The sequence below is a fragment of the Candidatus Berkiella aquae genome, from assembly GCF_001431295.2.
Taxonomy (GTDB): domain Bacteria; phylum Pseudomonadota; class Gammaproteobacteria; order Berkiellales; family Berkiellaceae; genus Berkiella; species Berkiella aquae.
The window spans coordinates 1,199,398-1,225,746 of sequence record NZ_LKAJ02000001.1; the positions used below are offsets into that span (position 1 = coordinate 1,199,398).

Annotated in this window: 19 protein-coding genes; 10 read left to right on the top strand and 9 right to left on the bottom strand. The window is 38.2% G+C overall.

The features are described from left to right. Nucleotides 1–142: 142 nt before the first annotated feature. Both HT99x_RS05580 and HT99x_RS05585 read left to right on the top strand, forming a co-directional pair. Nucleotides 143–1,897: an SPM autocatalytic domain-containing protein gene (locus HT99x_RS05580; RefSeq protein WP_075066126.1), complete on the top strand. Its 1,755-nt coding sequence runs from the start codon at nucleotides 143–145 to the stop codon at nucleotides 1,895–1,897. A 112-nt stretch (nucleotides 1,898–2,009) separates the two neighbouring features. Then, on the top strand, nucleotides 2,010–6,875 hold the full coding sequence (locus tag HT99x_RS05585) for a hypothetical protein (protein ID WP_075066127.1): 4,866 nt from the start codon (nucleotides 2,010–2,012) through the stop codon (nucleotides 6,873–6,875). Between the two features lie 22 nt (nucleotides 6,876–6,897). Here HT99x_RS05585 and HT99x_RS05590 read toward each other — a convergent pair whose 3' ends face one another. Continuing rightward, entirely contained in the window at nucleotides 6,898–7,890 is a 993-nt protein-coding gene (locus tag HT99x_RS05590; protein WP_075066128.1) for a TraB/GumN family protein, read from the bottom strand. Nucleotides 7,891–8,455: 565 nt separating this feature from the next. On the opposite strand from HT99x_RS05590, the gene HT99x_RS05595 reads away from it, so the two are divergent. After that, complete coding sequence (locus HT99x_RS05595; RefSeq protein WP_075066129.1) at nucleotides 8,456–10,225, top strand: hypothetical protein; 1,770 nt, start codon at nucleotides 8,456–8,458, stop codon at nucleotides 10,223–10,225. Nucleotides 10,226–10,267: 42 nt separating this feature from the next. Here the strand turns inward: HT99x_RS05595 and HT99x_RS05600 are convergent, their stop codons facing one another. Continuing rightward, nucleotides 10,268–10,576 carry a Rieske 2Fe-2S domain-containing protein gene (locus HT99x_RS05600; protein WP_075066130.1) on the bottom strand — a complete coding sequence of 103 codons (309 nt, stop codon included), beginning with the start codon at nucleotides 10,574–10,576 and terminating at the stop codon, nucleotides 10,268–10,270. After that, nucleotides 10,560–11,018: a Fe-S cluster assembly sulfur transfer protein SufU gene (gene sufU, locus HT99x_RS05605; RefSeq protein WP_075066131.1), complete on the bottom strand. Its 459-nt coding sequence runs from the start codon at nucleotides 11,016–11,018 to the stop codon at nucleotides 10,560–10,562. Before sufU ends, HT99x_RS05600 begins: the two co-directional genes overlap by 17 nt. A gap of 451 nt (nucleotides 11,019–11,469) precedes the next feature. Here sufU and HT99x_RS05610 point away from each other — a divergent pair, with 451 nt between their 5' ends. Continuing rightward, entirely contained in the window at nucleotides 11,470–12,318 is an 849-nt protein-coding gene (locus HT99x_RS05610; protein ID WP_158003377.1) for a phosphatase domain-containing protein, read from the top strand. 59 nt (nucleotides 12,319–12,377) lie between these two features. On the opposite strand, the gene HT99x_RS05615 is transcribed toward HT99x_RS05610, so the two are convergent. Then, nucleotides 12,378–13,976, bottom strand: a complete 1,599-nt coding sequence (locus HT99x_RS05615) for a class I SAM-dependent methyltransferase (RefSeq protein WP_259565666.1) — start codon at nucleotides 13,974–13,976, stop codon at nucleotides 12,378–12,380. 214 nt (nucleotides 13,977–14,190) lie between these two features. Between HT99x_RS05615 and HT99x_RS05620 the strand changes: the two genes are divergently transcribed. Continuing rightward, nucleotides 14,191–14,550 (top strand): hypothetical protein, encoded by a 360-nt coding sequence (locus tag HT99x_RS05620; protein ID WP_075066134.1) that lies wholly within the window; start codon nucleotides 14,191–14,193, stop codon nucleotides 14,548–14,550. Nucleotides 14,551–14,607: 57 nt separating this feature from the next. Here the strand turns inward: HT99x_RS05620 and HT99x_RS05625 are convergent, their stop codons facing one another. The 3 genes from HT99x_RS05625 to HT99x_RS05635 form a co-directional block, all read right to left on the bottom strand. Next, on the bottom strand, nucleotides 14,608–15,438 hold the full coding sequence (locus HT99x_RS05625; RefSeq protein ID WP_075066135.1) for a GIDE domain-containing protein: 831 nt from the start codon (nucleotides 15,436–15,438) through the stop codon (nucleotides 14,608–14,610). A gap of 8 nt (nucleotides 15,439–15,446) precedes the next feature. Next, on the bottom strand, nucleotides 15,447–16,034 hold the full coding sequence (locus tag HT99x_RS05630) for a LemA family protein (RefSeq protein ID WP_075066136.1): 588 nt from the start codon (nucleotides 16,032–16,034) through the stop codon (nucleotides 15,447–15,449). 248 nt (nucleotides 16,035–16,282) lie between these two features. After that, on the bottom strand, nucleotides 16,283–17,791 hold the full coding sequence (locus HT99x_RS05635; RefSeq protein ID WP_075066138.1) for a tetratricopeptide repeat protein: 1,509 nt from the start codon (nucleotides 17,789–17,791) through the stop codon (nucleotides 16,283–16,285). Nucleotides 17,792–17,870: 79 nt separating this feature from the next. On the opposite strand from HT99x_RS05635, the gene HT99x_RS05640 reads away from it, so the two are divergent. Both HT99x_RS05640 and HT99x_RS05645 read left to right on the top strand, forming a co-directional pair. Further along, nucleotides 17,871–19,037, top strand: a complete 1,167-nt coding sequence (locus tag HT99x_RS05640; protein ID WP_075066139.1) for a cation:proton antiporter domain-containing protein — start codon at nucleotides 17,871–17,873, stop codon at nucleotides 19,035–19,037. Nucleotides 19,038–19,060: 23 nt separating this feature from the next. Further along, nucleotides 19,061–19,660, top strand: coding sequence for a chalcone isomerase family protein (locus HT99x_RS05645; RefSeq protein ID WP_075066140.1), 600 nt, complete (start codon nucleotides 19,061–19,063; stop codon nucleotides 19,658–19,660). 45 nt (nucleotides 19,661–19,705) lie between these two features. On the opposite strand, the gene bamJ is transcribed toward HT99x_RS05645, so the two are convergent. Next, complete coding sequence (gene bamJ / locus HT99x_RS05650) at nucleotides 19,706–20,455, bottom strand: BamJ family beta-barrel-assembly machinery protein (protein ID WP_075066141.1); 750 nt, start codon at nucleotides 20,453–20,455, stop codon at nucleotides 19,706–19,708. Nucleotides 20,456–20,628: 173 nt separating this feature from the next. Between bamJ and HT99x_RS05655 the strand changes: the two genes are divergently transcribed. The 3 genes from HT99x_RS05655 to HT99x_RS05665 all read left to right on the top strand — a co-directional run bounded on the left by HT99x_RS05655 (nucleotide 20,629) and on the right by HT99x_RS05665 (nucleotide 24,909). After that, on the top strand, nucleotides 20,629–21,918 hold the full coding sequence (locus HT99x_RS05655) for an AmpG family muropeptide MFS transporter (RefSeq protein ID WP_075066142.1): 1,290 nt from the start codon (nucleotides 20,629–20,631) through the stop codon (nucleotides 21,916–21,918). A gap of 152 nt (nucleotides 21,919–22,070) precedes the next feature. Beyond that, nucleotides 22,071–23,414 carry a hypothetical protein gene (locus HT99x_RS05660; protein ID WP_075066143.1) on the top strand — a complete coding sequence of 448 codons (1,344 nt, stop codon included), beginning with the start codon at nucleotides 22,071–22,073 and terminating at the stop codon, nucleotides 23,412–23,414. A gap of 61 nt (nucleotides 23,415–23,475) precedes the next feature. Then, on the top strand, nucleotides 23,476–24,909 hold the full coding sequence (locus HT99x_RS05665; RefSeq protein ID WP_075066144.1) for a hypothetical protein: 1,434 nt from the start codon (nucleotides 23,476–23,478) through the stop codon (nucleotides 24,907–24,909). Nucleotides 24,910–24,963: 54 nt separating this feature from the next. Here HT99x_RS05665 and HT99x_RS05670 read toward each other — a convergent pair whose 3' ends face one another. After that, the gene (locus HT99x_RS05670; protein WP_075066145.1) at nucleotides 24,964–26,349 is read right to left on the bottom strand and encodes an aspartate ammonia-lyase; all 1,386 of its coding nucleotides are present in this window, start codon (nucleotides 26,347–26,349) and stop codon (nucleotides 24,964–24,966) included.

A 26,349-nucleotide genomic window follows, 5' to 3' on the forward strand; every position in this document is an offset into this window, starting at 1 on the left:
TGTTTGATCAAATACTTTAAAAAGTTAACTAGATAAGATAACATCAAATTAGATCCTTGTGATCGACAGGATGTGTATTTACGCATTTTATGAAGGGAATCCACTGAACTCAGAAAGAGTATAACAAAAGTGGGGGCCGACAATGTTTAATAACAATAACAATAATAATAATAATGAGGGTAAGGGAAATATCGCTCATGAAGAAAGAGTCACTTTATTATCATTTGATGCAGATGTTCCCACCACTAAAGTTGCAGCTGAAGGGCATTCTCCGCATAAAGCGGTTGAGCCGAATGCCGACGAGCAAGGCGTTCCCAAAGATGGGCCCAAGGATGCGGAATCCGCTAAAGGGGAAGAACAACCTGCTATTCAAGAAGAGCCAAATCAAGCATCAGAGGAAGCAAAACCGCCGGTAAATGAATCGGGCGCCTCAGATACAAGCTCTTCTTCAGAGGTGGTTAAAATTGAATTAACCACGGAGCTTTTAATCGACGACGGTTCACAAGAACTGTTTCGTATTTATCATAATAATAGTGCGATTGTGCAAGACCAGCCGCGTGATTTAGGGATCCCTCCCGTAGAATATCCCCCGGTACATATTGAGCCTACTTTAATTACGGCTGTAACGACGACAGAATCACCATCGTTACCCCCAAGGAGTAATGAATGTTGTTGCATGATAGATGAAGTGGTGCAAATTGTGCTTACTTCAGATGGAGAGGGAACGCATTCCGCTTCAGGTGCGGTTGTTTATACTTCTGAACTCGACGGTGAGAGTTATACCTATCAAGGGACGGTTGAGTGGTTTGGACAGAGCACCTCCGGTTCGCCTATTACTTCCAATACCTTTGAATTCTCATTAAGTTATACCAACTGTGAGTTTGAAAGTAGTGAAGGCAGTGAAAGCAGTGGTTCTTTCAAAGAGAGTTACTTAACGTTGACGTATAGTCATGAGCAGGGTAGTTCTAGCGTAACCGATATTTTTACTTTTTTTGCACCTAGTTTAGATTGTGACTGTAATTATACCCTACATTTTGATGAAGCTGGATTTGTTAACGAAATTTTGCAAAGTAATGCTTATTTCGGTCCAATTTCAGCGACTAATTTCATTAATTTTTTACAAGACACTTCTTACTTTACCGATTGTGAGGGAAATAGTTATTTTTGGTATCAAAGTGGTATATACGAATCTTCTGCCACTGCACCAGTCGTGCTAGATTTAACGGGTCATGGGATTAATCTTACCTCTGTGCAAGATGGGGTTGCTTATGATATGAATCAGGATGGTCAAAAAGGCGCAACCTCATGGATTGGAGAGGGTAATGGTTTTCTGATTTATGATGAAAACCAAGATCATACCGTCACCAATGCAAGTGAATTTATTTTAACCAGTTTCGTCCCTGAAGCAAAAACCGACTTAGAAGCATTGCGTTTAGGCTTTGATAGTAATAACGATAAAATTTTTAGTGCCGATGATGCAAAATGGAATCAATTTGGTGTGTGGGAAGATAAGAATCACGATGGTGTCGTCGATAAGGGCGAATATAATACGCTAGATCAATTAGGGATTAGCAGTATAGATTTAGTTTCCGATAATAATGTTCATATGGATAATGGCAATATTGTCAATGGTATCTCTTCTTTTACCTATGCCGATGGCTCTAAAGGGGCGGTTGCTGATGTCGCTTTACGAACCGAAGATGTACTGCAAAGTACTTCACAGGTAGATACATTATTAGCCGCTAATGATGCATCCAGTAGTCATGCGCCTAGTAGTCAAAGTGCAAGTTCATCTCCCCAAGATGCGGCATCTGCACCTGTTGCCGCGGTTGATACGGTAACGCAGTCAACGCTTGAGCAAGTGGCGCAGCAAGCTGCTGTTGCGGCAGTTACGTAATCTTTTACTTGTAACATCTCGTTTTGATCCACTATTAAATAGTGTCATGAACTATTGAACTTTTATACTTGTCATAGTTATAAATATTTCATTTGATATTAAGGTGATTCTAATGCTAGGCACAGGTCAATATTCCCCTGAAAAAAATAAAACAAACTCAAAGCAAATGAAGTTTAAATATGATACCGAAGGTATGAGGTCAATATTAAATGACCTTATTAAAATTGATAAAAATAAAAAGGGAAATGGTGAGTTTAAGAATAATCTAAGGGATGATTATGACGATATAAAGCAAGAATTGTTGCAATCAATCGTTCCGTTTGATGTGCCTGAGAAAGCTGACATTGAGCAATTAGAACTAGAAATGCAAGAATTAAGAAAGAAAATGAGAGCTGCTCGTGAAGTGGATTCATTAGTTCCATCAGGAGAAGATGTAAAAAATTTACAAGAATTCAAGAGAAAAAAAGCACAACTGCAAGCAGCAAAAAAATCATTGGAAAAGTTGCAAAGAATTATTAAAGTGTTATTTGATTCTGAAGAAATAGAATCTTTGAAAGACACAATTAAGGAGCATATTGAAGACAAGGTGGAGTATGGTTCAGATGATGCACTTTGGGAAATAGAGGATGCTATCAATAAATGGCTGCTAAAGGCCAAAAAAATTATTTTGGAAGAATTTCCTTTAGAATTTAATGAGGAAATGAAAGCTGTATTTGAAAAATTAGAAAAAAAAGATACGGAACGTTTCAAGCTATTGCATGTAGAACATGTGGTTAATTTAAAAAGAGCAGAAATTGCGGCAATGACTCATCCTGGAGATGAAGGTCTGCAAAAAGCGATGCATAAAGCTTATGTTCTTTATCAGATTGAAACATCACAATTGCAATTTGATATTAGTCAGGCTATATCGAAAAACTCAAATGAATATGAAGAAAAAATCATTGCGTCAGCACTGGAGCCCATATTGGAGGAATTTTTAAGGGGCGAAACATTTGGTGCCTATGAATTCAAATATCCAGAATCTGTTACAGATGAAATGCAACACTTACTAAGACACCATGTTGATTTACTTCAAGCAAGAGAAAAAAATGAAATAGCATTGGCATATTATCGTGAACAATTTGCCGCCTATAGCGAATTAACTGATAATTTAAAAGAATATGGCATTCGAGATCAAATGCAAGGAAAAGAATATGAACGTTTAAGGGAGTATTATGAAGGTGAAATGAAGAAAGCCATTGAAATTCAACAGCAATCTAATCAAAAACTTGCGATTATTATTGGAGATTTTATTGTCAAAAATTCTGTGAATGAAAATGATAAAGTGGTGAAAGGCATAAAACAGATGCTAGGTTCTGCCGCAAAGCAAGATTTGAATTATATCTTAACGCAGGCAGAAAAAGGGACTGAATTAGGCTGGTTGCAATGGATATCAACCCAAACCTTTGCCGATCGCTGCAAACGAGGTATGGCAGGTTTAGTCGCGGCCGGGGGGGCTGGTGGTATAGGAGGGGCCGTGACCGGTATGGGCATTTTCTCACCGGTAACGGCAACGGCGGGTATGCTAGGAGGTGGTTTACTAGGCGGTATTTTGGGTTTTATGTCGCCAGAGCTTGGTTCTCAAGCGAAAGAAAAAATCGCTGAATTGAAGGAAATGACGGTCACCTTTATATGGGGTGAGACTAACAAAATTAGTGCTGAATACTTTAAAGATCCGGTTGAAATGGCAGGCCTTAACCCCAAATATGAACCAACGGATCGAATGCGAGCAAAATGGGGTGAAAAAGGGGCCGACATTATTGCGTATGCTTACGTGAACCTCTTATTTGATTTACATGTTAAATTACTCTACGGTGAACCAGAAAATAGAGATGAATTAAAACAACTCTATATGCATTTTTATCGTAATTATCAAATGCTAAGAGGAGATGCTAAAGAAATTGCGAATCTCTATAAACACGACAATTGGGGGGCTGATAGAGCTGAACTGCAAGTCAATGCAGCAAACGGACTGAATCTTGAAGAACATCTTAAACATGATCTGGCAGCCATGATGTTGCTGGTTGAACATGAAGATAAAATTCATGCCAATAAAATCAGAAATGCAATTAATATGCTTGCTAATGGCATGAAAACACTTTCCCAAGATCAACAGTTGTTGTTGCAATTTCAAGAAGCGCCTGAAATCAAATTACTTCCATCAACAGTCTCCAGTAAAATGTTTGAGACAACGCTCTTAATTGAGGGGGCGCAAAAAGAACCTGAAAATAAAGCTGTAAAGAAAAGTGAAGAAAATGATGGTAAAGCTGAAATTGAAGAAGATCAATTAGTCATTGCTCCCGTGAAACAAGGGCAAATGGTTGTTAAAAAAACGGTGACGCCTTCACCCTCTAAAGCCATCGTGTCAATTAATAAAGAAGCAGTGAAGCAGCAAGAACTTATCATGACTTTGAAAGAACAAGCATTAGTTGTTGCACAAAATGAAGCTGAAAAGCAAAAGATTAAAAGCAAATTTAATAAAGTGGATGCTTTAACGCAAATTGCAGTGGGTAGCAAACAGACTGCTCTACATATTGAAAAAGCACAAGAAGGATTTATAGAAAAAAGTACCAAACTCAATGCTAATATGAACGTGACCAAAGCGGCAGATTGCTTAAAAGCACATGAGTATGAAAAATTTCAATTTTGGTTTGAAAATGTATTTTTGCCCAAATATAAAAGTAAAGATAATGTATCGCAAAAAGATGCCTTATCAAGAAAAATGCTAGATGATGAGGGTATATTGCAATATCAAGGAAAATCAATTTGGCATCTGCTTGCAGAAGACTCAATCGCTGGCAATGAAATGTTTTTATTTATGATGCGAAAATTGCGCGAAACAAACTTTGAGCCTTTTGCTAATTGTTTTGATTTTGATTATGTCGATGAGCATGGCATGAATGGTATTGTCTATGCAGCCTTATTAAGCAATCCTGAAAATAGTGAATTGCTGAATAGCTTTTTCAAAATAATGATACAGTCTTACCCCAATGATCTTACCGTCTGTAAACTAATGAATAAGACATTTGAAGATATTATTAGATTAAAAGCGCCCGGTGAATTGTTCTTTATGCCTGTGTGCCTTAGCGTTGTTCATGAAATAGAGGGATTGTTTAACGCAAAGCAACTAGAAAAATCAAAGAGTCAATTGTTTACCAGCAGGATATATTCTTATGCTACGGGTTCGGGACAAAGTTTTGAAAAAGATAAATGGATCTCGGCTATTTTGGCGACTATGGCAATCCATTGCACACAGGGGTATCCTTTCCCTAAATCAGAAGAAGAAGTCATGCAGTTCTTAACTCGGCTAAGCAAGAGTGAATATTTAAGTGATTCAATGAAGGAATTGATATTAGATGTCGAGGTTCGCCAAAAACTGGTTGAAGCGGAAGTTAATTATGTTAATGAGCAGACAATTTTGTTTCAATTTGCTCAAGAGCAAAATAACGATAAAATCAAAACAATCGCTTTAGATATTAGCACGAGCGATCCGATGCCTTCAAAAGAAGAACAAAAATTGCTCAAAGCTATTTTATCAGAAGGGACCTCACAAAATATTGAAGCGTTTAAGCAGATTGCTACGAATAATTTGGCATTAATTAAACAATTGATCGCTGAAAACAAGAAGTTTAACGGTAAAAATTTGATATGGTTAGCGGTTGAAGCAGGCAGAGCCGATATTGCATTGTTCTTGTATCAGAACTCTAATAACAATTTTATGAACTTAGCCGGTCCTGAAGGTTCAGTCTTTACTTTTGCGGCTAAGCAGCCAAACAAAGCAAGTTTTGTTGCTATTTGTGATGAAGTTACCAAAACAAAGTATGGCAAAGCAGGATTAACACGGGTACAAATTGATAGCCAACAAAAAATTGCTGCGCATCATGTGTTTGAAACGGGTACTTGGAATGAGATTGAAAGTTACTTATTGACAGAAACAAGATATAAAACTCCTGATTTTAAGCGAATAACAGGTGGCCCAGACGCGGAGTTAAAAATAGAACCCAAGTTTTATGTTGACAGCCAGGGTAATACGCCACTGCATTTGCTCTTAGAGCGACCAGATGCGGATGTGATTCTTGAAAAACTTAATAATTTTGCCATGCAGAAAAATATAACCATTCTTGATTTATTGGGTGTAGCCTCATTAAATATGCCGAATAATGAAGGAGTAAGACCCTTAGAACTGATTTGTGAAGAGAAAGCTTTAAGGGTAGCATTTTTTGATAAATTGCTTTCACAAGAAGTCCTAAAGGCAAAAAGTGCCGATCTTGCTTATCATGGGGATTTAGCTCAGTGCCTTGATTTTGCTGTTTTAAATGGAGAATGGAAATTAGTGGATAGTTTCACTCAAGCATTCATACATTTACATAAAGTCAATACATCATCACTTTGGAGTAACCCTATTGAAACATTGATGACAGCAACGTTAGATAAAATATTAGCGGTATATCAAAATGAAACCACCCCCTCAGTAGAGTGGCTAAAAATTCTAGAAAACATGCAAACTTGGAGCATGTTGACGGCACCTGCTAAAATATTGGAATTAGTCAATAAATTAGATGGTGCTGAGATTACCGCAAAAAATTTCTTTCTCATGCAATCTTTATTAAAAACATTGGTAGAGCGTAAGGTTTTGACCGAAGAAAAAGTAAAACCGTATTTAGCAAAATTTGTGGGTAAAGAGATACATGGCCCTGTCATGAGTAGTAAAGAAGAAAATATCGAAATAGAAGGAACGCAGGTAGAAGTGAAAGAAGTCAAGAAACGTAAACGTCCTTTAACCCATTCGCATGATAGGCAAAAAGCTAATTTAGATGAGATGCCCATTAAAGTTGAGCAGGAAAAAGTTGAACCTGAAAAGGTTGAACCGGAAAAAGTGGAACCTGATAATGATAAAAGCGCAACGCCATCTGTTTTTGTTAATAAAGTGAGCAAATGAAATGCTCACTTTATTAAAGAGGTTAGACAACAGTTCTGAGCTTAACAGTATGCTTGTTTTCTAATTGTGGATCACAAACTCTCTCGATAGAAAATCCTTCTTCTGCCAGTAATTGGAGCAGCCCTTGTTCCGGTATGAGCAGATGATTGTAACCACAAGCTAAAAGCATATTGTTAGTTCCTTGATTGTGTTGGTTAAGAAAAACTTTTAACCAAAGTTGGTTTTCTGTTTTAACTTGCTCGAGAAAGTCTGTATCAAGTGTCACCCCTTCTTTTTCTATGTCTGTTTCGAGAAATTGTTTAACAGTCTCATTTTGTAAAAGAAGGCATTGTTCAGTATTGCTATAATGTTTATTGATTGTTTCTGCAAGCGAGGATAACTTGAGAGTTAAGTGATGTATTTCATTGCCTTGGCGTTGAATATGATTTTGTAGTTCTTGTTCGTTGATTTTACAATAGTTTACATATCCTTCTTTACTGGGGTCATTTAATTCAATGATACGCTTTGCTTGATTTTTAAAAAGTTGAACAAGCGCTGTGTCAATGATTAATTGTTCAGGATTTATTCTGTTTTCAATAAACATTTTAAAAAAAGTTTCTAAAAGGGGTAAAGATAGATTCTCAAGCTGAAGGTGCTGATGATCGGTATTGGTAAAAACTTCAAGCAGTTCAAGGATATCTTTTGTAAACCGAGTCTTAACTTCTTCTTTTAACTTATAGGTAAAGGAAAAAGTATATGATCCATAACATGGATTCTCGCTGATCATCTTTGTGAAAAATTCTGGTGGAAGTATCGCAAAACCTTCGGTTAATAAACACTGGCTGTGTTGAATGATTTGCAATACATATTCTGGCATAAAGGCTAAGGGAATCGCATGTATATGGCCTAACAGATGATGTACCTGATTGCCTTTGCTGACGCGATAGAGTGCTGGATATTTAACGGTGACTTGAGGTGCTTCAACAAATGGTGCGGTAGTTTTGTTATAAAGTGGTGTAAAGGATTGTTGTAGCATAGCTCGTCCTAAAATTATTCAGTTTTATTGCAAATGAAAGTTCGCTAACATTATCACTTTGCAGATCGACGATCAAACAATTTATAAATAAATTCGTAAAATATATTATTTAGTTAATTAACTAAATTTGGTAAAATTGTTTATTATTCTTAAATGAAGTGGCCTCAATTATAAAAGAATTCTCAGGACATCCAAAATTAAGATCCATAGAGATTCATGGGACAGCCAAAGATTCATAGGACAGCCAAAGATTCATAGGACAGCCAAAGATTCATAGGACAGCCAAAGATTCATAGGACAGCCAAAGATTCATAGGACAGCCAAAGATTCATAGGACAGCCAAAGATTCATAGGACAGCCAAAGATTCATAGGACAGCCAAAGATTTATAGGACAGTCAAAGGTTTAAGAGAATAGATGTAGGTACTCGTATTATTTCATTTTATTGCATGGTTAAAGCCAATAAATAAATTTCTTCTACACAATCTAAGAAAAAACACCAATAGACAGTATATGGTTAAATAACTAATATGAGGTCAGCTTTTTAATGTTAATGTAGGTTTGGGATGTTAAATACACAATTGTTACCACCCGGTGTTAGGCTTGACGAAGATCTTAAAAGAACCGTAGATGATTGTGCTGCAAGTTTAAATGCAAAGCCATCGCCACCTCCTGAAATGATTAGCCAGACCTTGAAACAGCTTGGCTTAGCGGTTGTAGAATATGTAACGAAACATAAAGCAAAATGCTTCCAACTATTAGAAAGCTCGAAACCCATTAAAATCAAAAAAGCAATCTTGCTTACATTCGTGGGTGGTACGGTTGAAGATATACCGCAGGTTTCAGATCTTATTGCTTATTGTTATGAGCTATTTGATCATGAGAGTGCTAACACTCAATTTGAAGGGGTATTTAAACCATTAATTGATTTTATCAGTGATGTTTTAAATGAAGTGACAAGAATTAATGCCTATGGAAACGATATTAAAGATATTCTTAGATTTCAATTGGCAACTTTACATTCTCAGATTGCAAATTTATATTTATTAGTTTATCAAAGAGAAAAAACGGTATTTCATTTACAAGAGAAATTTTCTTTGGTAGATGCTATACAGACCGAACAATACAAAGGTCTATATCTATCCGATATTTATTGTATGGTGACAGTATATTTAGATATAAATGATTTGGTATCAGCTGCAAAGATTCTATGCTTAGAGCGAGAAAAATGCATAAGGAATGCAGGAATCTACAGTGATTTTTGCGTAGTTCTAGCCAATAAGCTTGCAAAGCAACGACAATATTCCGACGCAATAACCTGGTACAAAGAAGCGTTTAATATTAATGAAACACAGGGTTTGAATTTAAAGATAGATAATTTAATTGCAGATCATATTGATCAAATGACGCAATACTTAGAAACCCTTACGCGAAGTTCTTCCATCCAGCTAGAGCCCTCAGAACAAATGAGTAAACGCATGATGATGGCGGCTGATTATCATGTGGTAATCGCAGTAGCTATTCCTGAATGGTCGCCAGAGTATATCACTCGATTGAAGCAGTTGGCTGGAAAATTTGCTTTTGATTTTGCACCTGAAAAATTGATAGTGCACAAGTTGTCATCAGTAAGCGTTAAAAACTTGGCAAAGATAATTGGAGCAATAAACAAGCTGGAAAAAGAGCATCAAACGCGCCTAAATCGACCATTTGAAAATCCAATTGTGGAACTGCAAAGCCGTATTGAAGCTTTAACGATAGATGAGCTATTACCCGTTTGTTCATCTTCTCATACGGCATCAATCCCATCTTGTTCAACCGATACCGTAGCACCTAGCAGCGCTAAAAAAGCTTCTATTAAACGTAAAACTCGCGGCAAGCCACAAAAAAGACAGCAGGTTGCTCTCAAAGTGACTCAAGCTCCAAGGTGTGATGCAGAAAAATATGGGTTTAGTCGTACGTTATTTGGCATGCATGCCTTTCAGGAATGCCGAATGCGGGGTGATAGTCAACGTGTGTTTTACGTTGTCAAAGGTAAAATCGAAGCATCCAATCGTCGGCACGATAATCAATATCTATTTGATAGTTTAATCTCTGAGCCTAAAATTGTTCCACCGTGTGGTGAAGAAGGTTTTAAATGGATGAAAGTGGGAGAGCGACAAGTTTTGGTTGGAAAAGTATTGAGCACTAAAAAACGTTTATTTCCAACGCTTGCACAACGAAATGAACAAGGAGCTATCGCTTTTCTGTATGGTAGTATCGTGAATACTAAAAATGGTGTTGCCACTTATGAGGTAAAACATTATGCACCGCCTGCTAAACCGAAACCTGGCAAATAACGTGGGTTCTCATTATTGAATGCTAGCTAACATTAGGGGGATTCATACTTTTACTTGAATCATTCCTTCTATGATCCTCACTTCAAATGTGGGTAAATCTTCATAGGCAGGCGGAGCAGTCACTTCGCCGGTTTTTATGCAGAATCGCGCACCATGGTAAGGGCAGATGATTTCATTCCCAAGAACTGGACCGTCACTTAAGGGTAAGCCTTGATGGGGGCAGCTATCTTCAATGGCATAATACTCTCCATTGAGATTAAAGAGTGCAATGGGGTGTCCATTAATGGCTTTAACGATGGGGTGTCCAGGTTGGCAGGCTTCTTTAGTGGTAAAATCAAACCATTCTGACATAAGAATTCTCTTCTTGCGGTTCTTTGATTAAGGCAACTTTCAATAGCTGCCAAGGTAATGTGGCGCATTTTACCTTTAAAGGTAAATGATGAATATGCTTAAAGAGGGTTAATTTACCTAAAGCAGAAGTTTCGCTGGTCACATTGTTTTCAAGGAGTTGTAAAAAGGCCGCAAAGCAATCTTGCGCTTCTAATACCGTTTTATTTTGTAAGTGTTCAGTAAGCAAAGAAGCTGAAGCGATGCATAGATGGCAACCAGAACCTGTAAACTGGATGGCTTTAATCGCTTGGCCTGTGAGTATCAAGTAGATCTTAATGTCATCTTCACATAAGGGATTGGAGCCAAACGCGGCATGTGTTGGATTTTTCAGTTCTCCAAAATGCCGGGGATGTTGGCCATGGTCAAGGAGGATTTCTTGATAACGTGCTGATAGTTCACTCATATTCAGAATCTAAACTCGCTGGTACTTCCAAAAAATATTCACGTTGGCATAAAAAAAACGCATGCTACTGGTTTTATAATAAACAATCAATTGTTGTAGTTTGCTTTCCTGAAATATTCAGCCATATTGGTTTTGTGTTTTTGAAATAATGAATTTATCGCCAATTAATCAACATTTGCGCCTATCTTAGGAAGGGCTTCCTATATTCTTTTGCTTAGAAATAAAACAGATCTTAAAGTAAATGTTAATTTTGCAACATAGATTCAAATTTACCTCGCTAACAAAACTACTTTAGTTAAAAAGGTTACTCTCGATACGCCTAACTGCTAAAATGAAAGTAATGTGAGAATGAAGCGGCCAATGACCTATGATCAAATTCTTTAAAAAAATCATTTACGTAGTTATGGGCCTATTATTGGTTAGCGTAGCTCATCTGGCACAAGGGAAATCCATGTTAGTATTTGATGAAGACTCATCCTATGAAATTCCAAGAAATTTTCGCACAACAAGAGATCCTTTCTTACCTAATCAAGAAATTCAAATGCTTCCTTCTCGGCTTGGCTTATATGAATTACAAGCGGTTGCGAGTGCACAGTTTTCTGAGAGAACGTTAAAGAATGCTTTGCCAAAACTTCAAGGGAATGTATGGATAGTCGATTTGCGTCGTGAATCTCATGGTTTTGTCAATGGATTACCTATTAGCTGGTTTGCCCCACATAATTCGACAAACTTGGGTTTGTCTGCGACCGAAATTTTGCAAAAAGAAGCGAAAATGATTGGGGATTTAAAAGCAGAAAATCCGCTTTGGGTACAACGTATCACAAACAAAAAAATGGGCGTTATTCAAGAGACTCAGCCGGTTGAGGTAGTTATTTCAAATCTAGAGACAGAAGAGACATTGGCACATCAATTGAAGCTTGGTTATTCGCGCTTTGTTGTACAAGATCATTTTCGTCCTGATGATGAAACCGTGGATCAATTTATCAATCTCGTTAAATCGCTGAAGCCAAATACTTGGCTTTACATTCATTGCCGAGCAGGTAAAGGAAGAAGTACTAGTTTTATGGTGATTTACGATATGCTCAAAAATGCCAAAACAGTACCCTTAGACGAGATTTTATTACGGCAAAAAATGTTAGGTGGTTCCAATTTCCTTCATATATCGAACAAGCCAGAATCCTTATGGAAACGAGAACCTGCGTTAGAGCGTAAAGCTTTTCTTGAAGATTTTTATCGCTATGCAGCCGATCCGGAAGGATTTCCAAAGAAAAGCTGGTCAGAGTGGTTGAAGCAGGAGTAAACCGCGAGGTTTGAGCAGTCATTGCGAGCGTGGCGACTCGCAATGACGGTGTCAAAAAACTAAACCAGCAAAGCTTGTTTAGCAAAATTATTTAAAACATTCTCACAAGCCATTTTAAGCTGTTGTCTAACCAGTTCTTCATCGGTGATAGGTCTTTTGTCTTTATCAAGCAAATTCAAGCGACCTGCTTTGACTTCAGAAAAGGCATGATTGATAAGATCGGGCAGGGCATGGGTCCCATCTAAAAGAGGTAATAAACTTTTACCTAATGGATCTAAACGTATCGCTTGATGACGGCGATTCGTGGCAAATTGTTGAAAGGTTGCTTGATAGCGTGCATAAGGGCATGCGGTTGGCTTTTCAGTGAGTGTTAGCTGATAATCACCAGGATAACTTGAAATATTAATTAAACCCGCTAAAACGGTTCGCATGAGATTTAATTCTTCATTTAAATGATGTTTAATGAATGCTAAATCTTTGGTTGAACTACGAAGCATCATTTGCTCACATAATTCTTTATAATGCATTGGCTTAAATTGTTCTTGATAAAGAATAACCATGGCAAGTTGTGATAAAGAATTACGTAACTTAAGCGTGACAGCCGCATTTGAAAAACTAATATCATCTTGACCGACGTCTCTTTCACTTAAATTAAGCCGATCTGTTTTTCCTGTAAACTGTAAATAGAAATTTTCAATATCAACGGTTTTAAGAGAACGATTAATTTGTTGTTCTTGATGACACAGCAAAGTGCAACGAAAACGTTGATTGCGAATAAAATCCATATATTGTCCGGTTGTGACAATATTGTTTATTTTCTTGAGTTCGCTTGCAAATTGAGGCGGTAAATTTTCAGTAAACATCAGTGATAGAAAAGCATCTGCAAGGTAAGATAATTTTGCTTGGTTTGCTTGATCCATAAATTGATGAAAATAGACCGGATCATTATAAGAGGATAAGTGTTCGTGTAACAAATAACTGTCTGCATGCATGGAGAGTAATTGAATCTCGTTGCGTAAAAAAGTAGCGTATGGTGATTTATCTTCTTGTAAGCCATCACCGATGAATTTAAGCACCGATCGTGCTTGTGATGCTTTCTCTGCTGGATTGGCAATATTTTTAGTGTGCCACATCATGAGAGCTCTGACACTATTGACCATATTCCAACCCGGGAAGGTATTATAGCTGATGTAAGCAATACCATTTTTACTGAGATTATCATGGCAAATTTGTAAGATCTTTCGTCGTGCTTCATTATCAACCCAGGAATAAACGCCATGACAAATAATATAATCAAATTTGCCATCTTTAGTGTCAAATTCCAATAAAGATTGATGGCGAAGCGTGACATTTTTAATATCCATATCAACAAGCTGTTTAATACCATCATCAATTTGTTTTTCTGAAATATCGATACCCAGGCATTCGCTTGTAGGAAAATGATAACCAATTGGAATAAGGTTGCCTCCACTGGCACAACCAATTTCAAGGATCCGTGCTTTTTCAACCGGTTTTGGTTTTAAGCCAAATAAAGTTGCCAAGGTAAATAAATGGGTAGGGTGGGTGTGGCTAAAAGGAAAACTTTGATAAGGGGTTTTATTGTATTCATCTTCTAGAATACGTTCTGCTGTCATGCTGGTTGCACTGGTGGTCATCATTTTTTCAACTCCTTGAAAATTCAATCCATTCTAATATGGTTTGTCTTATAAAAAAACGATAATTTTCAGTTAGTTAGCATGAAAATGCTTATTGTACAAAAGTTTAGTTAACAAACACATAAATTGATGATAAAATATCTCATTAGGCTAGATCTATATATGCACTGATTTTTAAGTATTTACACGCAGTGTGCGATAGATAAGGAAGGTTCTTATGGGCCTACAGAGTATCACCTATGATTTGAGCTTTGTCGAAGCGTACGACAAGCTAACACAAAGTCATGAGCATTTGAGAAATATTAGGCATGAAGTTCATCACTACCTCAGTAATTATGGTAGCAACTGGTTCTTCTTCACACTTGGCAAATCCCATTATTTTAAGTGTTATCGTAGTTGGGCTAGGGTCAGTAATCAGCTTGAAAAATTTTTGAATGACCCCAAAAATCATTATTCTCAACTCATGGCCGTTTTAGATCATGAATTAGCAAAATTCTCACCCAATACGTTTTATGCGAAAAAATTAATGGAACTACAAGCGTTAATTGTCACAGGATTGTTATTTATTAATATTTAGAACCTTATCCCAAAAGAACCTGCAACATAGGAACAACGCAAAAAGATGTTTTTGAAGCTAATGAAAGCGAACGACTAACAACCAACAAGCACCCACCAGTAAACTCAAATAAGCTAAAAACCAAAAAAAAGCGTCAATGCGATATTTACGAATATTCTTTTTTTGGTCAAGCGCGGAAAGCACAAAAGGGTTACGCTTTCCTAAGCCATTTTGACTCAACAGATGGATAGCGGTATTGCCATCAAATGTATGTTTGATTTGTGAGAGGGCTTGGTAAGCATCGGGATATAAATGAGCAAATGACTGGCTATCGTAACTATGAAAATTGCCAATCGCGTATAAAGGCATCTCTTCATGCATGGTCCACTCGGTATAACGATATTTGCCAAAAGAGTTAAAGAGTCTTCCTAGCCAAGATTTGGGTTTACCTTGCGGATAACGACTATAACCGAGCCAATGATCCACGCAGGCTGTTGTAATATCTGCCCCTTTAGGATCAACAACACAAATACCCGTTTCATCTTGCAGTAAAAACAACCCGGTGCTATCACCATTTTCAATCATTCGCCAAGCGGTATTATCATAAAATTCAATCGTATAACGGTACCAGGTGCATGGGGAGCGACTTAATCGAGTATAAGTTGTTAACCCTTTTAGCGTATGCTGAGTGCCTGATAATTCAACGTAACCTTGTGCTGCTGAGCGTATTTTGGCAGTTGGCGTATCTTCAAGAGTACGCGCTTTGATAATGCTTTTATAAGATTGACGCATAAAATAAAGAATAAACAGCGCAAATAGGCCAATGAGTGTCCAAAACGCTTCTGCCGGGATCATGCGAAAAGCACTTAGGTCTTGATAGCTTTGCTGTAGATGATATTTCACACTCATAATGTCTATTACTTTGAAAATAGTTGATTTACGTCAACATCAGCCGTTTCACTGGCTGAATATTCTAATGGAACGAAATGCTTAAAACCAAATAGTTTAGCGACAAGAATATCAGGGATTTGTTCAATGCGGATATTATTGAGAGTGACACTGTCATTATAAAGCTCACGACGATCGGCAATGGAGTTCTCTAAACCGGAGATGCGGGTTTGCAGATGTGCAAAGGTTTGATTCGCTTTGAGTTCGGGGTAGTTTTCTGCCAAAGCAAATAGATTCCCCAAAGAACCCTTAAGTAAACCTTCTACTTTACCCAGCGTATTAATATCACCTTGTTCACGCGCTTGCATTGCTTTTGCTCGAAGCTCGGTGATTTTTTCGAGCGTTGGGCGTTCATAGGCCATATACTGCTTGCAAGTTTCAACGAGTTTAGGTAATTCATCATGCCTTTGCTTTAGCAGTACATCAATATTGGCCCAGGACTTTTTGACATTGTTTTTCAATGTTACCAAGTTATTAAAAATTAAAACAAGATATAACAAGGCAAAAATACCAATACCTAGCCAAACATAATTCAATAAATTACCAGAAAGATTCATACAGTCCTCCATACTCTTCGCAGTTGAATCGTCGGGGCGTTGCCTTCGCCCCACCTCACAATCCTCATGTATTTTTTATATACCCGGCCCGTCTCCGCTAAAGCTACGCCGGGTCTGATTTCAGGTCCGCCGAAGCTTTTAGTGTAGGCTGGATTGCTCGGGGGATCGGCGCCTACCCGACCAATCATCTGCTGTGAGTATTATTTATTATTATAGTATTGCTCTATTATTAATAATTATCAGTGTAGCTACGCTATTTTTTGTAGAACGAAGATATGGCCTATCACAGCTTCACCCTCTTGGGTTCGTAACGTGGCACTTTGCTCATCAAGTTGCTTAAAGTGATATTGCGCTAATAATTGTTGAATATAAGAACGCCGGTGAGCATAGCGTCCTGTATGACGAAGTTGATAGTCCTCTTTATTATCATCTTCAAGTGTTTCAATAGAAAAACAAAAGTAACCGGATTCTTTGAGGGCACGCTGGCATGCATTAAAAACAGCACTTAAGGAGCCAAAATAGACAAAGACATCTGCGGCAATAATTAAATCAAAACTGGCTTTTTGTGTCTGTAAAAAACTCAACGCATCTTCACAATACAAGGCATTATAAGCGCCTCGCTGTTTGGCAACTTCAAGCATATTAGGCGATAGATCGACACCCGTTAATCGTGTGGCAAGATCAGCAAATAAGGGGGCACATAAACCACTGCCGCATCCTAAGTCTAAGGTATCCCATGATTGACGCTGGTTGATAAAAGGTGCCATGGCTTGCCGAAGTAGCGTTGGTACCTGATAGTTGAGTTGGTTTTTGACATGTTGATCATAACTATAAGCATACTGATCAAAAAGGGCACGTGTAAAAGGAAGAGGGGCGCCCTCTGGCGAGGTTTTGCCTTGAAGTGCTGCGATCATATGCGCCGCTGTTTGATTATTAGGCTCAAGCGCAAAGGCTGCCTGAAAATGTGACAATGCTAGAGCAGGCTCACCCAATTGCAAATAGACGGTTGCAAGATTGTGTTGGCTGTTGGCATGGTTAGGATTCAATTCAAGTACTTTGCTAAAATACGTTTTTGCCTCTTCACCGTTGTTAAGTGCGCTTGCAATAACGCCTAAATGATAAAGAGCATCAATGTTGTGTGGCTCACGAGATATCACTTGTTCTAGAAGGGGCGCAGCTTGTGCAAATTGCTTGAGTACACACAAGGTAATCCCAAGATTATGCAAAGCACCTAAATGTTCCGGGCGCAGCTTTAATACTTCTTCATAGTGGGCTTTGGCATCTAAAAATCGGTCTTGCTGGATATAAGCATTGGCTAAATTGTAATGTGTATCCACTGCAAAAGGTGCCATGCGAACGGCCTTTTGAAAATGATTGATTGCTTCGTCATACTTACCTAACTTATAAAGTAAAGCCCCTAAATTATTATGAGCTTGAGGATAAGGGGTTTTTAGGCGCAATGCTTCTTGATAATGACGTTGCGCAAGTGATAATTGTCCCATCCCTTTGTAAACATTTGCTATGTTATTATGAAATTCTGCGACCTTTGGAGCAGCCTGAATCGCTTGCTCAAGATAACTGCGCGCTTTTTCAAAATCATGATTTTGCGCATAAGCCATGCCAAGCGCGTGTAAAATATCACCATCGCGGGGTGATTGTATTAAAAGGGAATGTAATAAGGGGATAGCTGCCTCCAGCTTATTTTGCTGTTGTAGCGCTAATGCCGCTTCAAATTGTTGTTTTAAAGAGTCATCCATATCAATCTCACAAGTAACCATCGATGCACAGCATTTTTTGATGCTTCGCATCTGCAAGTGCAATAGGTATAATCCACATATGCATAATGATATCATTTTTTCCATCTTTCTCATTTTTTCCGGGGCAGCCGTTTTAGCAACGTTATCGCTGTATACCCGTCAATCATTGTTGGTTGCCTACATTATTCTTGGCGTTGTACTGGGTCCTTTTGGCCTAAAACTCATCGATGATCCTAAGGTTTTGAAAGAGATTGGTGATATTGGAATCATTTTTCTCTTGTTTTTGCTAGGGCTACATCTAGAACCACATAATTTATTGAAAACCCTAAAGCAGACCACGATTATTACGATGATGAGCGCCTTTGCTTTTGCGGCAATCGGCTATGCGCTTGCCATCGCCGGTGGTTTTACGCAAGCCGATGCTTTTGTCGTTGGAGCTTGTATGATGTTTTCAAGCACTATTATTGCTTTAAAATTGCTACCAACAACCGTTTTGCACCATCAGCGTACCGGTGAAATCGTCATCAGTATTTTGTTAATGCAAGATATTATCGCTATATTTACCTTGCTGATTCTCCACGGGGCAAGTAGTGGAACCTTGGGCTGGTTTGCATTACTAAGAGCATTTATTGCTTTACCGCTCTTGATCATCTTTGCCTTTTTGGTAGAGCGTTATCTCTTAATTAAAATAGTGCACCGCTTTAGCCGGATCCATGAATATTTATTTTTAGTTGCCATTGGCTGGTGTCTTGGACTTGGCCAGCTAGCAGAAATGATGAATCTTTCATTTGAAATTGGTGCTTTTGTTGCTGGGATCTCCATTGCACAAAGTCCTATTGCCCGCTTTATCGCAGAAAGTTTACGACCTATCCGAGATTTCTTTTTGATCTTATTTTTCTTTTCACTGGGAGCCAAAATCCATCTTTCTTTGATCGATCAAATTTGGCTGCCCGCCATTGCTTTGGCTGCACTCATGTTGGTTACCAAACCCGTTATCTTCCAACAATTACTTGGGCGTATTGCCCCTTCTAAAAGTGCAGGTTGGGAAATTGGGGTCAGGTTAGGACAAATTAGTGAGTTTTCTTTATTGGTTGCTTATACGGCAGAAAATAACAAACTGATTAGTGAAGCTGCTTACGCATTGATTCAAATAACCACCGTTATTACATTTATGGTTTCGTCTTATTGGGTAGTGAACCGTTATCCAAACCCGATTGCTTTTTCTGAGAAATTGCGTCGTGATTAATGCCATTGGCAAGGGAATGCGACATGACATTGATAGCAAGATGTGTATTTTTTATTTTTTTAGCGACTAGCACTCATTTGGCATGTGCCAGAGAAAGCTATATAGAGTTACTTGGCGTCTCCTTACCCAATCAAATGATTTTGGAAAATACCAAAGAAAAGGTCATTTTAAATGGTTACGCTATTTGTAGTCGCTGGGGAAAAGAAATTTATGTAGGCGCTCTTTATACAGATGCCATTGAAAAGCGTGCTGAGATGCTGTTATTGAATGATAGCCCAATGGCAATGGTATTTTTCTTTGTTGAAGATGATATTTCTCGTTCCATGTTAATGGACGCCTTTGCTGAAGCTATCATGATCAATAACGTCGAAAACGATAAGAATCCCATTGATAAACGCTTAACCGAGCTACAAGAGCATCTAGCTGAAACCCTCAATGCAGGAGATACGCTAGCATTTCAATATTCGCCTCAATATGGCGTTACGATGTTGTTAAATGGAAAAATTTCTTACCACTGGCCCTATGCTAAAAATTTCTTTAACACCTTATTAAGGATGTGGGTTGGGCCTTATCCAATTAGTCGGAACTTTAAGAGGGCTATTTTGAATTTTCCGGTATCTTAGAAGAAGTGATCACCTCTCTTAAAGAGAGGTGATCCATTTTGTTCTTTAGTTTTTCTCAGTTTTGGTTGTTGGTGCAGAAGCGGTGTTGTCAGCGCCTTCTACATTCACTAATTCAACTTCAAATAACAAAGTAGAGTTAGGACCAATTAATTGACCAACGCCATTTTCGCCATAAGCTAATTTAGCAGGAACAAATAATTCCCATTTAGCGCCGGGTTTCATTAATTGTAATGCTTCAACCCAACCAGGAATAACGCCGTTAACAGCGAATTTAGCAGGTTCGCCACGGGAATAAGAGCTATCAAATTCCGTGCCGTTGATGAGCTTGCCACGATAGTGGGTCACAACCGTATCAGTCGCTTTAGGTGAAGAACCTTTACCTTCTTTGATAATACGATATTGCAAGCCGCTAGGAAGGGTGACAACACCTTTTTGCTTTTTGTTTTCAGTCAGGAATTTTTCACCTTCGGCTAGGTTTTTGCTAGCGAGTTCTTTAGCAAGGGCTTTATGTTTTTCTAACATTTCAGTTTGTAGCGCCATTAAGGTTTCACGAATTTGATCTTCGGTCATGAGTGTTAATTTGTCTGCTTGACCTTCTTTAAAGCCAGCAAGAAAAGCTTCTGGGTTGATTTCAATTTTTTGTTTTTGAATGCTTTTACCAACATCAACACCGATGCTGTAGCTGATTTTATCGGTTTTATCTTTTAGTTGCATAGCTTTACCTTCAGCTGCAAAAGATTGTTGAGCAAAGAAACAAAGGGTTGCAGTTGTTAGGGCGATAAGTGTCCGTTTCATTGTAAATCCTCAAAGTTACCCAAAATGCGAGAAACTCACTATATCAAGTTGTTTTCTCTTTGCATATAAGCCCTTAACTTAAGATGGTTTTCAAAATAAAAGGATTGGTATTCAATAGCGTAAACAGTAGAATCAAAAGAGTTCATCATACATTGATATCAGTTAGTTAACATATGAAAAATGCGCCCCAATGGCTTAGTTTGCTTCTGCAAAAGAAAATGTTACTCATTCTGTTATTGGGTTTTGCTTCAGGGCTTCCCTTAGGGTTAAGTGGCTCAACGTTGCAAGCTTGGTATGCCATGGATGGGGTCAATATGGTGACCATCGGCTTTTTAGCGCTGGTCGGTCAGCCTTATGTTTATAAATTTCTGTGGTCACCGGTTTTAGATAAATATCGCTTGCCCTTCTTGGGTTTACGAAGAGGTTGGATGATAGCAATGCAGCTTGGCATTATCATCGTGCTGGTGTTGATGGCTATGATGAAGCCCGCGGTAGAACCTTATCATCTAGCCTTCTTAGCACTTTGCTTGACGGTATTATCCGCAACCCAAGATATTGCAATTGATGCTTATCGCACAGAGTTGCTCACTGTCCAAGAGCGGGGCATGGGTACTTCCATGGCGGTAACAGGCTATCGTATTGCGATGCTCGTATCGGGTGGGCTTACCATGATTATTGCCCACTATAGCAGTTTTTCTTTTACGTATTTATTAATGGCTGCATTAATGGGCGTTGGTGTTTTTGCAACGTTGTGGGGACAAGAGCCACAACATTATCGTGAAAAATCAGTGCCATTTTTAACCGCCTGTTTAGAACCTTTTAAAGAATTTTTTAGTCGTCAACATGCAGTGGCTTTGCTTGGATTCATTGTTCTTTATAAACTCGGAGATGCCTTTGCAGGTAGTCTCACCACGGCCTTTTTGTTAAAGGGCGTCGGTTTTTCATTAGTTGAAGTGGGTTTTGTCAACAAAACGATCGGCCTTGCCTCTACTTTATTTGGCGTATTTGTCGGTGGCGTGTTGATGGTGAAGCTGGGCTTATTCCGCTCTTTGTTATGGTTTGGTATTTTGCAGGCCATTACTAATTTACTTTTCTTTGCATTAGCGATGGTGGGGCAACATTTTCCGCTCTATGTCGTAACGGTATTTTTAGAGAACTTCAGCGGTGGACTTGGCACGGCAGCTTTTATGGCATTAGTCATGAGCTTATGTAATGCTCGTTTTACGGCAACGCAATTTGCTTTACTCAGTTCATTCAGTGCGATTGGTCGTGTTTTTGTTGGGCCGGCTGCCGGATTTTTAGTTGAAAATGTGGGTTGGGCAGAGTTTTTCTTGTGGACAGTTGTATTTGCGGTACCAGGCTTACTTTTACTCTGGTGGCTGCGTAGTACCATTTTCAGTTACGAAGCCGATCAGCAAGCAATTATTGCGCAAGCAGTAACGGAAGCACGTGCTGAAGCTTAGAGCCAATCTGTTTTTATTGTTCGAATATATTAAGTTCATCTCTCTTTAATATAACCATTCATCACGGAGTGATTTTCATCTATCCGCATTAACTTGAAATGAATTCTTGCAAAAGTTATTTTTCTGACACTATGAATTTGGGGGAATTCACAATGTCTATTAAACAACTACGTGCGCTTATTCGAACAGGTATACAGCAAAGTTCTGACAAGCAACTTGATCATTATGGTACAGAAATTGGCTTGCTATTGCTTAGCAATCCGCATTTACTGAATTACCAGTGGAGTCGGCAACAAAAAACCGATGCCTTGGCGCTTATTATTCGTTCAACCCATGATACGGTTATTGCACAACGCAAAACATTAATCGAATTACTCAATGTTAAACACTTTGCACAGATAAAGCCGAGTAATCATCAATTATTGCCTGCTATTGAATTTGCCATCAAGACACAAAACAGCAAACTGTTTCAAGCACTCTTAGAACATCCTTCCTCAATCAGTGATAACCATTTAATTTCACTGGTAGATAGATTTTTTAATGATGAAGGAGATTTGATGAAGTGGGATTTATTCCATAAGCTTGATCCCAAACAGTATCAAAGCAGAGCTTATCGAACTCTCTCGCCTTATGAAAAATTATATTATCAAGTATATGAATATTATTATGTGGCTGAACTCAACCATCGTTTAAATTTGGGTGGCAGATCTCATATCAAGTGGGGCAAAAAAAATATATACAAAATTGATTCTAAAACAGGGCAAGATCCCGGTTGTGGATTGATGCAGTTAAAAAATCATCTTTTATTATTTATTGCAAACAATAACAAATTGAGTCCTGGGTTTACTCAGGCTGTGAATGAGATACTTGAATTAACACCACAATCAGGATGCCATTATTTTAATAAAAGCACTGAAAATAAAAAAAATATATTTTATTTTAATCATTCGCATCATATTTGGTGTGCGTTTTATGTGGATAATAAGTTGTATATGATTAATATGGGATATGGCAGTGAAACGCCGGGTATTCAAGTTTATGATGTGCCCAATGACAAAGTATCAACTGTATTAAATACTTTAACCGCATGGGAAAATCGTAGCTTATTAGATACTAAAATGAGCTATAAACATTTTAGAAATTTTGCACAAAAACATAACTTGACACAACTTGAGCAAATCGATATTCCAGCACAAACGGTTGATAATTGCTCTTATTACAGTTTAAAAGGGTTATTGCTAGCAATGAGCTATCATTATAATCAAGCACATTACGCCCCTCAAATGGCTTATGACAAAAGCCTACGCAATCTCCTTGCTTTCAATAATTATGACTATGCGAATGCGATAGAGGATTATTTAGCACATTCGATACATCCTAATTTTCCTTTGCTAGAGCGTGCAAAAGCACAAGCGAAAAAATATGAGTTTCACCCATGGGATTTGCTTATTGATGAAACTCAGGATGAGGCTGCGTATCAAAAGATGAGTTTTTAACATTTAAAAGAAAAATGCTAAGGAAAATTTAAATTATAGACATCGTAGTGAGATATTAATTATGACTAAACATTCTATTGGACAAGTAGTGCAAGATAAAAAACAACAGCAACTCTATGCACTTATTCGACAAGGCATGAAGCCATGCTCAACAGCTAAGCTAAAAAAGTTAGGAACAGAATTAGGTTTGCTGTTGTACAAAAACCCACGCTTGCTACAAAAAGCAAAGCTAAGTCGACAAATGAAAGCTGATGCAATAGCACTTATTATTCGCTCATCTAATAAGACTGTTATCGACAATACAAAAGCATTAATGAATATGTTGAGTTTTGCTAATTTTGCAAAAGCAAAGCCAACGCAAAAAAAATTATCATCTGCTGTTGATTTTGCAATTGAGATACACAATAGTAAACTTTTTCAAACATTATTAGAGCATCCATTATCGGTGAGTGACAGTAGTTTGAAATCACTGATTCAATCTTTTTATCCGGATGCTGGAAATTTAATGATGTGGGACTTGTTTTATAAACTCGATCCAAAACGCTATCAGGGTCGTTCTTATGGGCAGTTATCTCCTTATGAAAAACTGTATTTTAGCCTCTATGAACCTTATTATATTCATGAGCTTAACCATCGTCTCAACTTGCCTGGGAAAGCCGAAATAAAATGGGATAAAGCTAAATTAGATGAGATAAGTTTAGAAGGACAAAATGCAGGCTTTTCATTGAGGCAATTCAAAGAGCATCTTTTATTGTTTGCGGTCAAACATCCCAACAAACTGAGTGAAGGATTTAATCGGGCCGTTGATGAGATTGTTAACCTATTACCTCAATCAGGAAAACATACGTTAAATGGAGAACTATTTTATTTTAATCATGTAAATCATGGTTGGTGCGCAATATTATTAGATGATAAGTTATATATGATTAATATGGGGCTTGGCAGTAAAGCTCCTGGTATTCAGGTTTATGATGTTCCTCATCATAAAAAAGCATCCGTGTTAAATGATTTAAAATCTTGGGAAAAAACGGATTTATTAGATCAGATTCAAATTACAGATGAAGAGATGCGCAACCCAGCAAAATTGCAAGATAAAATTGCTCGTGTGATGGAATTTAATGATTTCAAAGATTTTTCTAAAAAACATCACTTAACGCAACTTGAGCAAATTGATATTCCTGCACAAACTATGGGGAATTGTTCATACTACAGTTTAAAGGGCCTCCTGTTAGCAATCAGTTATCATTATAATAAAAAGCAATACTCATCTAAAATCGCTTATAATAGGAGTCTTAGCGATGTACTTTCTTACATTCATTATGATTATGCTAATGCCATTGATGATTATATGGCACATTCTATCAAGCCTAACTTGCTATTACTAAAACAAGCAAAAGAGCAAGCTAAAAAATATGAGACTGTAAAAGGTTCTCATCATGTTGAGCCGACATTGGATTGGGCGGCATATAAAAGAAAGTCGGCGAGACAGAGGTAGTATTAACACCAGCGCCAAATGGCGCTGATGTTAATTAAGAGATAAATGCCATCCTTATTTGGGAATACCGCCTTTGGTTAAAAGGGCAGGATCAAGCAATTGCTTCAGATGCTCTTCTGATAAATCGGTCATTTCTTTGGCAACATCCATTAATGGCAATCCTTTGGCATAGGCTGTTTTCGCAATTTTGGCACCCAATTCATAACCAATAACGGTATTAAGCGCGGTTACCAAAATAGGATTGCGAGAAAGTTGCTCTTCTAAACGTGCCTGATTAACTGTAAACCCAGCGATGGCTTTATCTGCTAATAAACGTGCACCTTGGCTTAAGATCTGCAAGCTTTGCAGCAGATTATGCGCAATCATCGGTAGCATCACATTGAGTTGGAAGTTACCCGATTGGCCACCAATGGTAATTGCTGTGTCATTGCCGATAACCTGGGCACAAATCATCGTCATTGCTTCGGGGATCACAGGATTCACTTTGCCAGGCATAATGCTGCTACCGGGTTGCAATGAAGGTAAAGCAATTTCACCTAGGCCGGCAAGTGGACCGCTGTTCATCCAACGCAAATCATTGGCTATTTTCATTAAACTAACAGCCGTGGTTTTTAATTGACCAGACAAAGCAACAGCTGCATCTTGAGAGCTCATGCTTGCAAATCGATTGGTGCTTTCGGTAAAGGCAATATGTTGTTTTTGCGCCAATTCTTTAGTAACGCGCTGACCAAATTCAGGATGGGCATTAATGCCGGTGCCAACGGCGGTGCCGCCAATCACTAATGCTTCTATACCTTTAGAAACCGCTGTTAATTGAGCGATATTGGCTGCTATTTGCGCTGCATAACCGCCTAATTCTTGCCCTAAAGTAACAGGCATTGCGTCCATTAAATGGGTTCGACCGGTTTTAACAACCTCTTTTAATTCATTGGCTCTTTTTTCTAAGGTTTCTTGTAGATGTTTTAGAGCAGGTAATAAATCCCGATGTAAAGCGATACTAGCACTCACATGAATGGCGGTAGGAATAACATCATTACTACTTTGGCTCATATTCACATCATCATTAGGATGAATAGGTGATTTGGCAATACGGGTCGCAAGTTCAGCAATCACTTCATTAGCATTCATGTTGGTGCTGGTACCAGAGCCCGTTTGAAAAACATCAATAGGAAAAGAAGCATCATGTTTGCCTTGTGCAACGGCATTGGCGGCTTCAATGATAGCATTCGCTTTTTGGGCATCGATTAATTTTAAATCCGCATTGGCTTTCGCCGCAGCGCCTTTAATTAACCCCATGGCTTCAATGAAACCACGAGGCATTGGAATACCCGAAATGGGGAAATTTTCGATAGCGCGCTGTGTTTGTGCGCCATACAGTGCATCAACAGGCACCTTCATGTCACCCATACTATCTTTTACGATTCGAAATTTGTCACTCAT

Excerpts from the sequence above, each read along its gene's own strand:
- HT99x_RS05610 (WP_158003377.1), top strand. The coding sequence starts at position 11,470 with ATGTTAGTATTTGATGAAGACTCATCCTATGAAATTCCAAGAAATTTT.
- HT99x_RS05585 (WP_075066127.1), top strand. The coding sequence starts at position 2,010 with ATGCTAGGCACAGGTCAATATTCCCCTGAAAAAAATAAAACAAACTCA.
- HT99x_RS05635 (WP_075066138.1), bottom strand. The coding sequence starts at position 17,791 with ATGGATGACTCTTTAAAACAACAATTTGAAGCGGCATTAGCGCTACAA.
- HT99x_RS05670 (WP_075066145.1), bottom strand. The coding sequence starts at position 26,349 with ATGAGTGACAAATTTCGAATCGTAAAAGATAGTATGGGTGACATGAAG.
- HT99x_RS05600 (WP_075066130.1), bottom strand. The coding sequence starts at position 10,576 with ATGTCAGAATGGTTTGATTTTACCACTAAAGAAGCCTGCCAACCTGGA.
- HT99x_RS05625 (WP_075066135.1), bottom strand. The coding sequence starts at position 15,438 with ATGAGTGTGAAATATCATCTACAGCAAAGCTATCAAGACCTAAGTGCT.
- HT99x_RS05580 (WP_075066126.1), top strand. The coding sequence starts at position 143 with ATGTTTAATAACAATAACAATAATAATAATAATGAGGGTAAGGGAAAT.
- HT99x_RS05620 (WP_075066134.1), top strand. The coding sequence starts at position 14,191 with ATGGGCCTACAGAGTATCACCTATGATTTGAGCTTTGTCGAAGCGTAC.
- sufU (WP_075066131.1), bottom strand. The coding sequence starts at position 11,018 with ATGAGTGAACTATCAGCACGTTATCAAGAAATCCTCCTTGACCATGGC.
- bamJ (WP_075066141.1), bottom strand. The coding sequence starts at position 20,455 with ATGAAACGGACACTTATCGCCCTAACAACTGCAACCCTTTGTTTCTTT.
- HT99x_RS05655 (WP_075066142.1), top strand. The coding sequence starts at position 20,629 with ATGAAAAATGCGCCCCAATGGCTTAGTTTGCTTCTGCAAAAGAAAATG.
- HT99x_RS05590 (WP_075066128.1), bottom strand. The coding sequence starts at position 7,890 with ATGCTACAACAATCCTTTACACCACTTTATAACAAAACTACCGCACCA.
- HT99x_RS05640 (WP_075066139.1), top strand. The coding sequence starts at position 17,871 with ATGCATAATGATATCATTTTTTCCATCTTTCTCATTTTTTCCGGGGCA.
- HT99x_RS05595 (WP_075066129.1), top strand. The coding sequence starts at position 8,456 with ATGTTAAATACACAATTGTTACCACCCGGTGTTAGGCTTGACGAAGAT.
- HT99x_RS05630 (WP_075066136.1), bottom strand. The coding sequence starts at position 16,034 with ATGAATCTTTCTGGTAATTTATTGAATTATGTTTGGCTAGGTATTGGT.
- HT99x_RS05665 (WP_075066144.1), top strand. The coding sequence starts at position 23,476 with ATGACTAAACATTCTATTGGACAAGTAGTGCAAGATAAAAAACAACAG.
- HT99x_RS05615 (WP_259565666.1), bottom strand. The coding sequence starts at position 13,976 with ATGATGACCACCAGTGCAACCAGCATGACAGCAGAACGTATTCTAGAA.
- HT99x_RS05645 (WP_075066140.1), top strand. The coding sequence starts at position 19,061 with ATGACATTGATAGCAAGATGTGTATTTTTTATTTTTTTAGCGACTAGC.
- HT99x_RS05660 (WP_075066143.1), top strand. The coding sequence starts at position 22,071 with ATGTCTATTAAACAACTACGTGCGCTTATTCGAACAGGTATACAGCAA.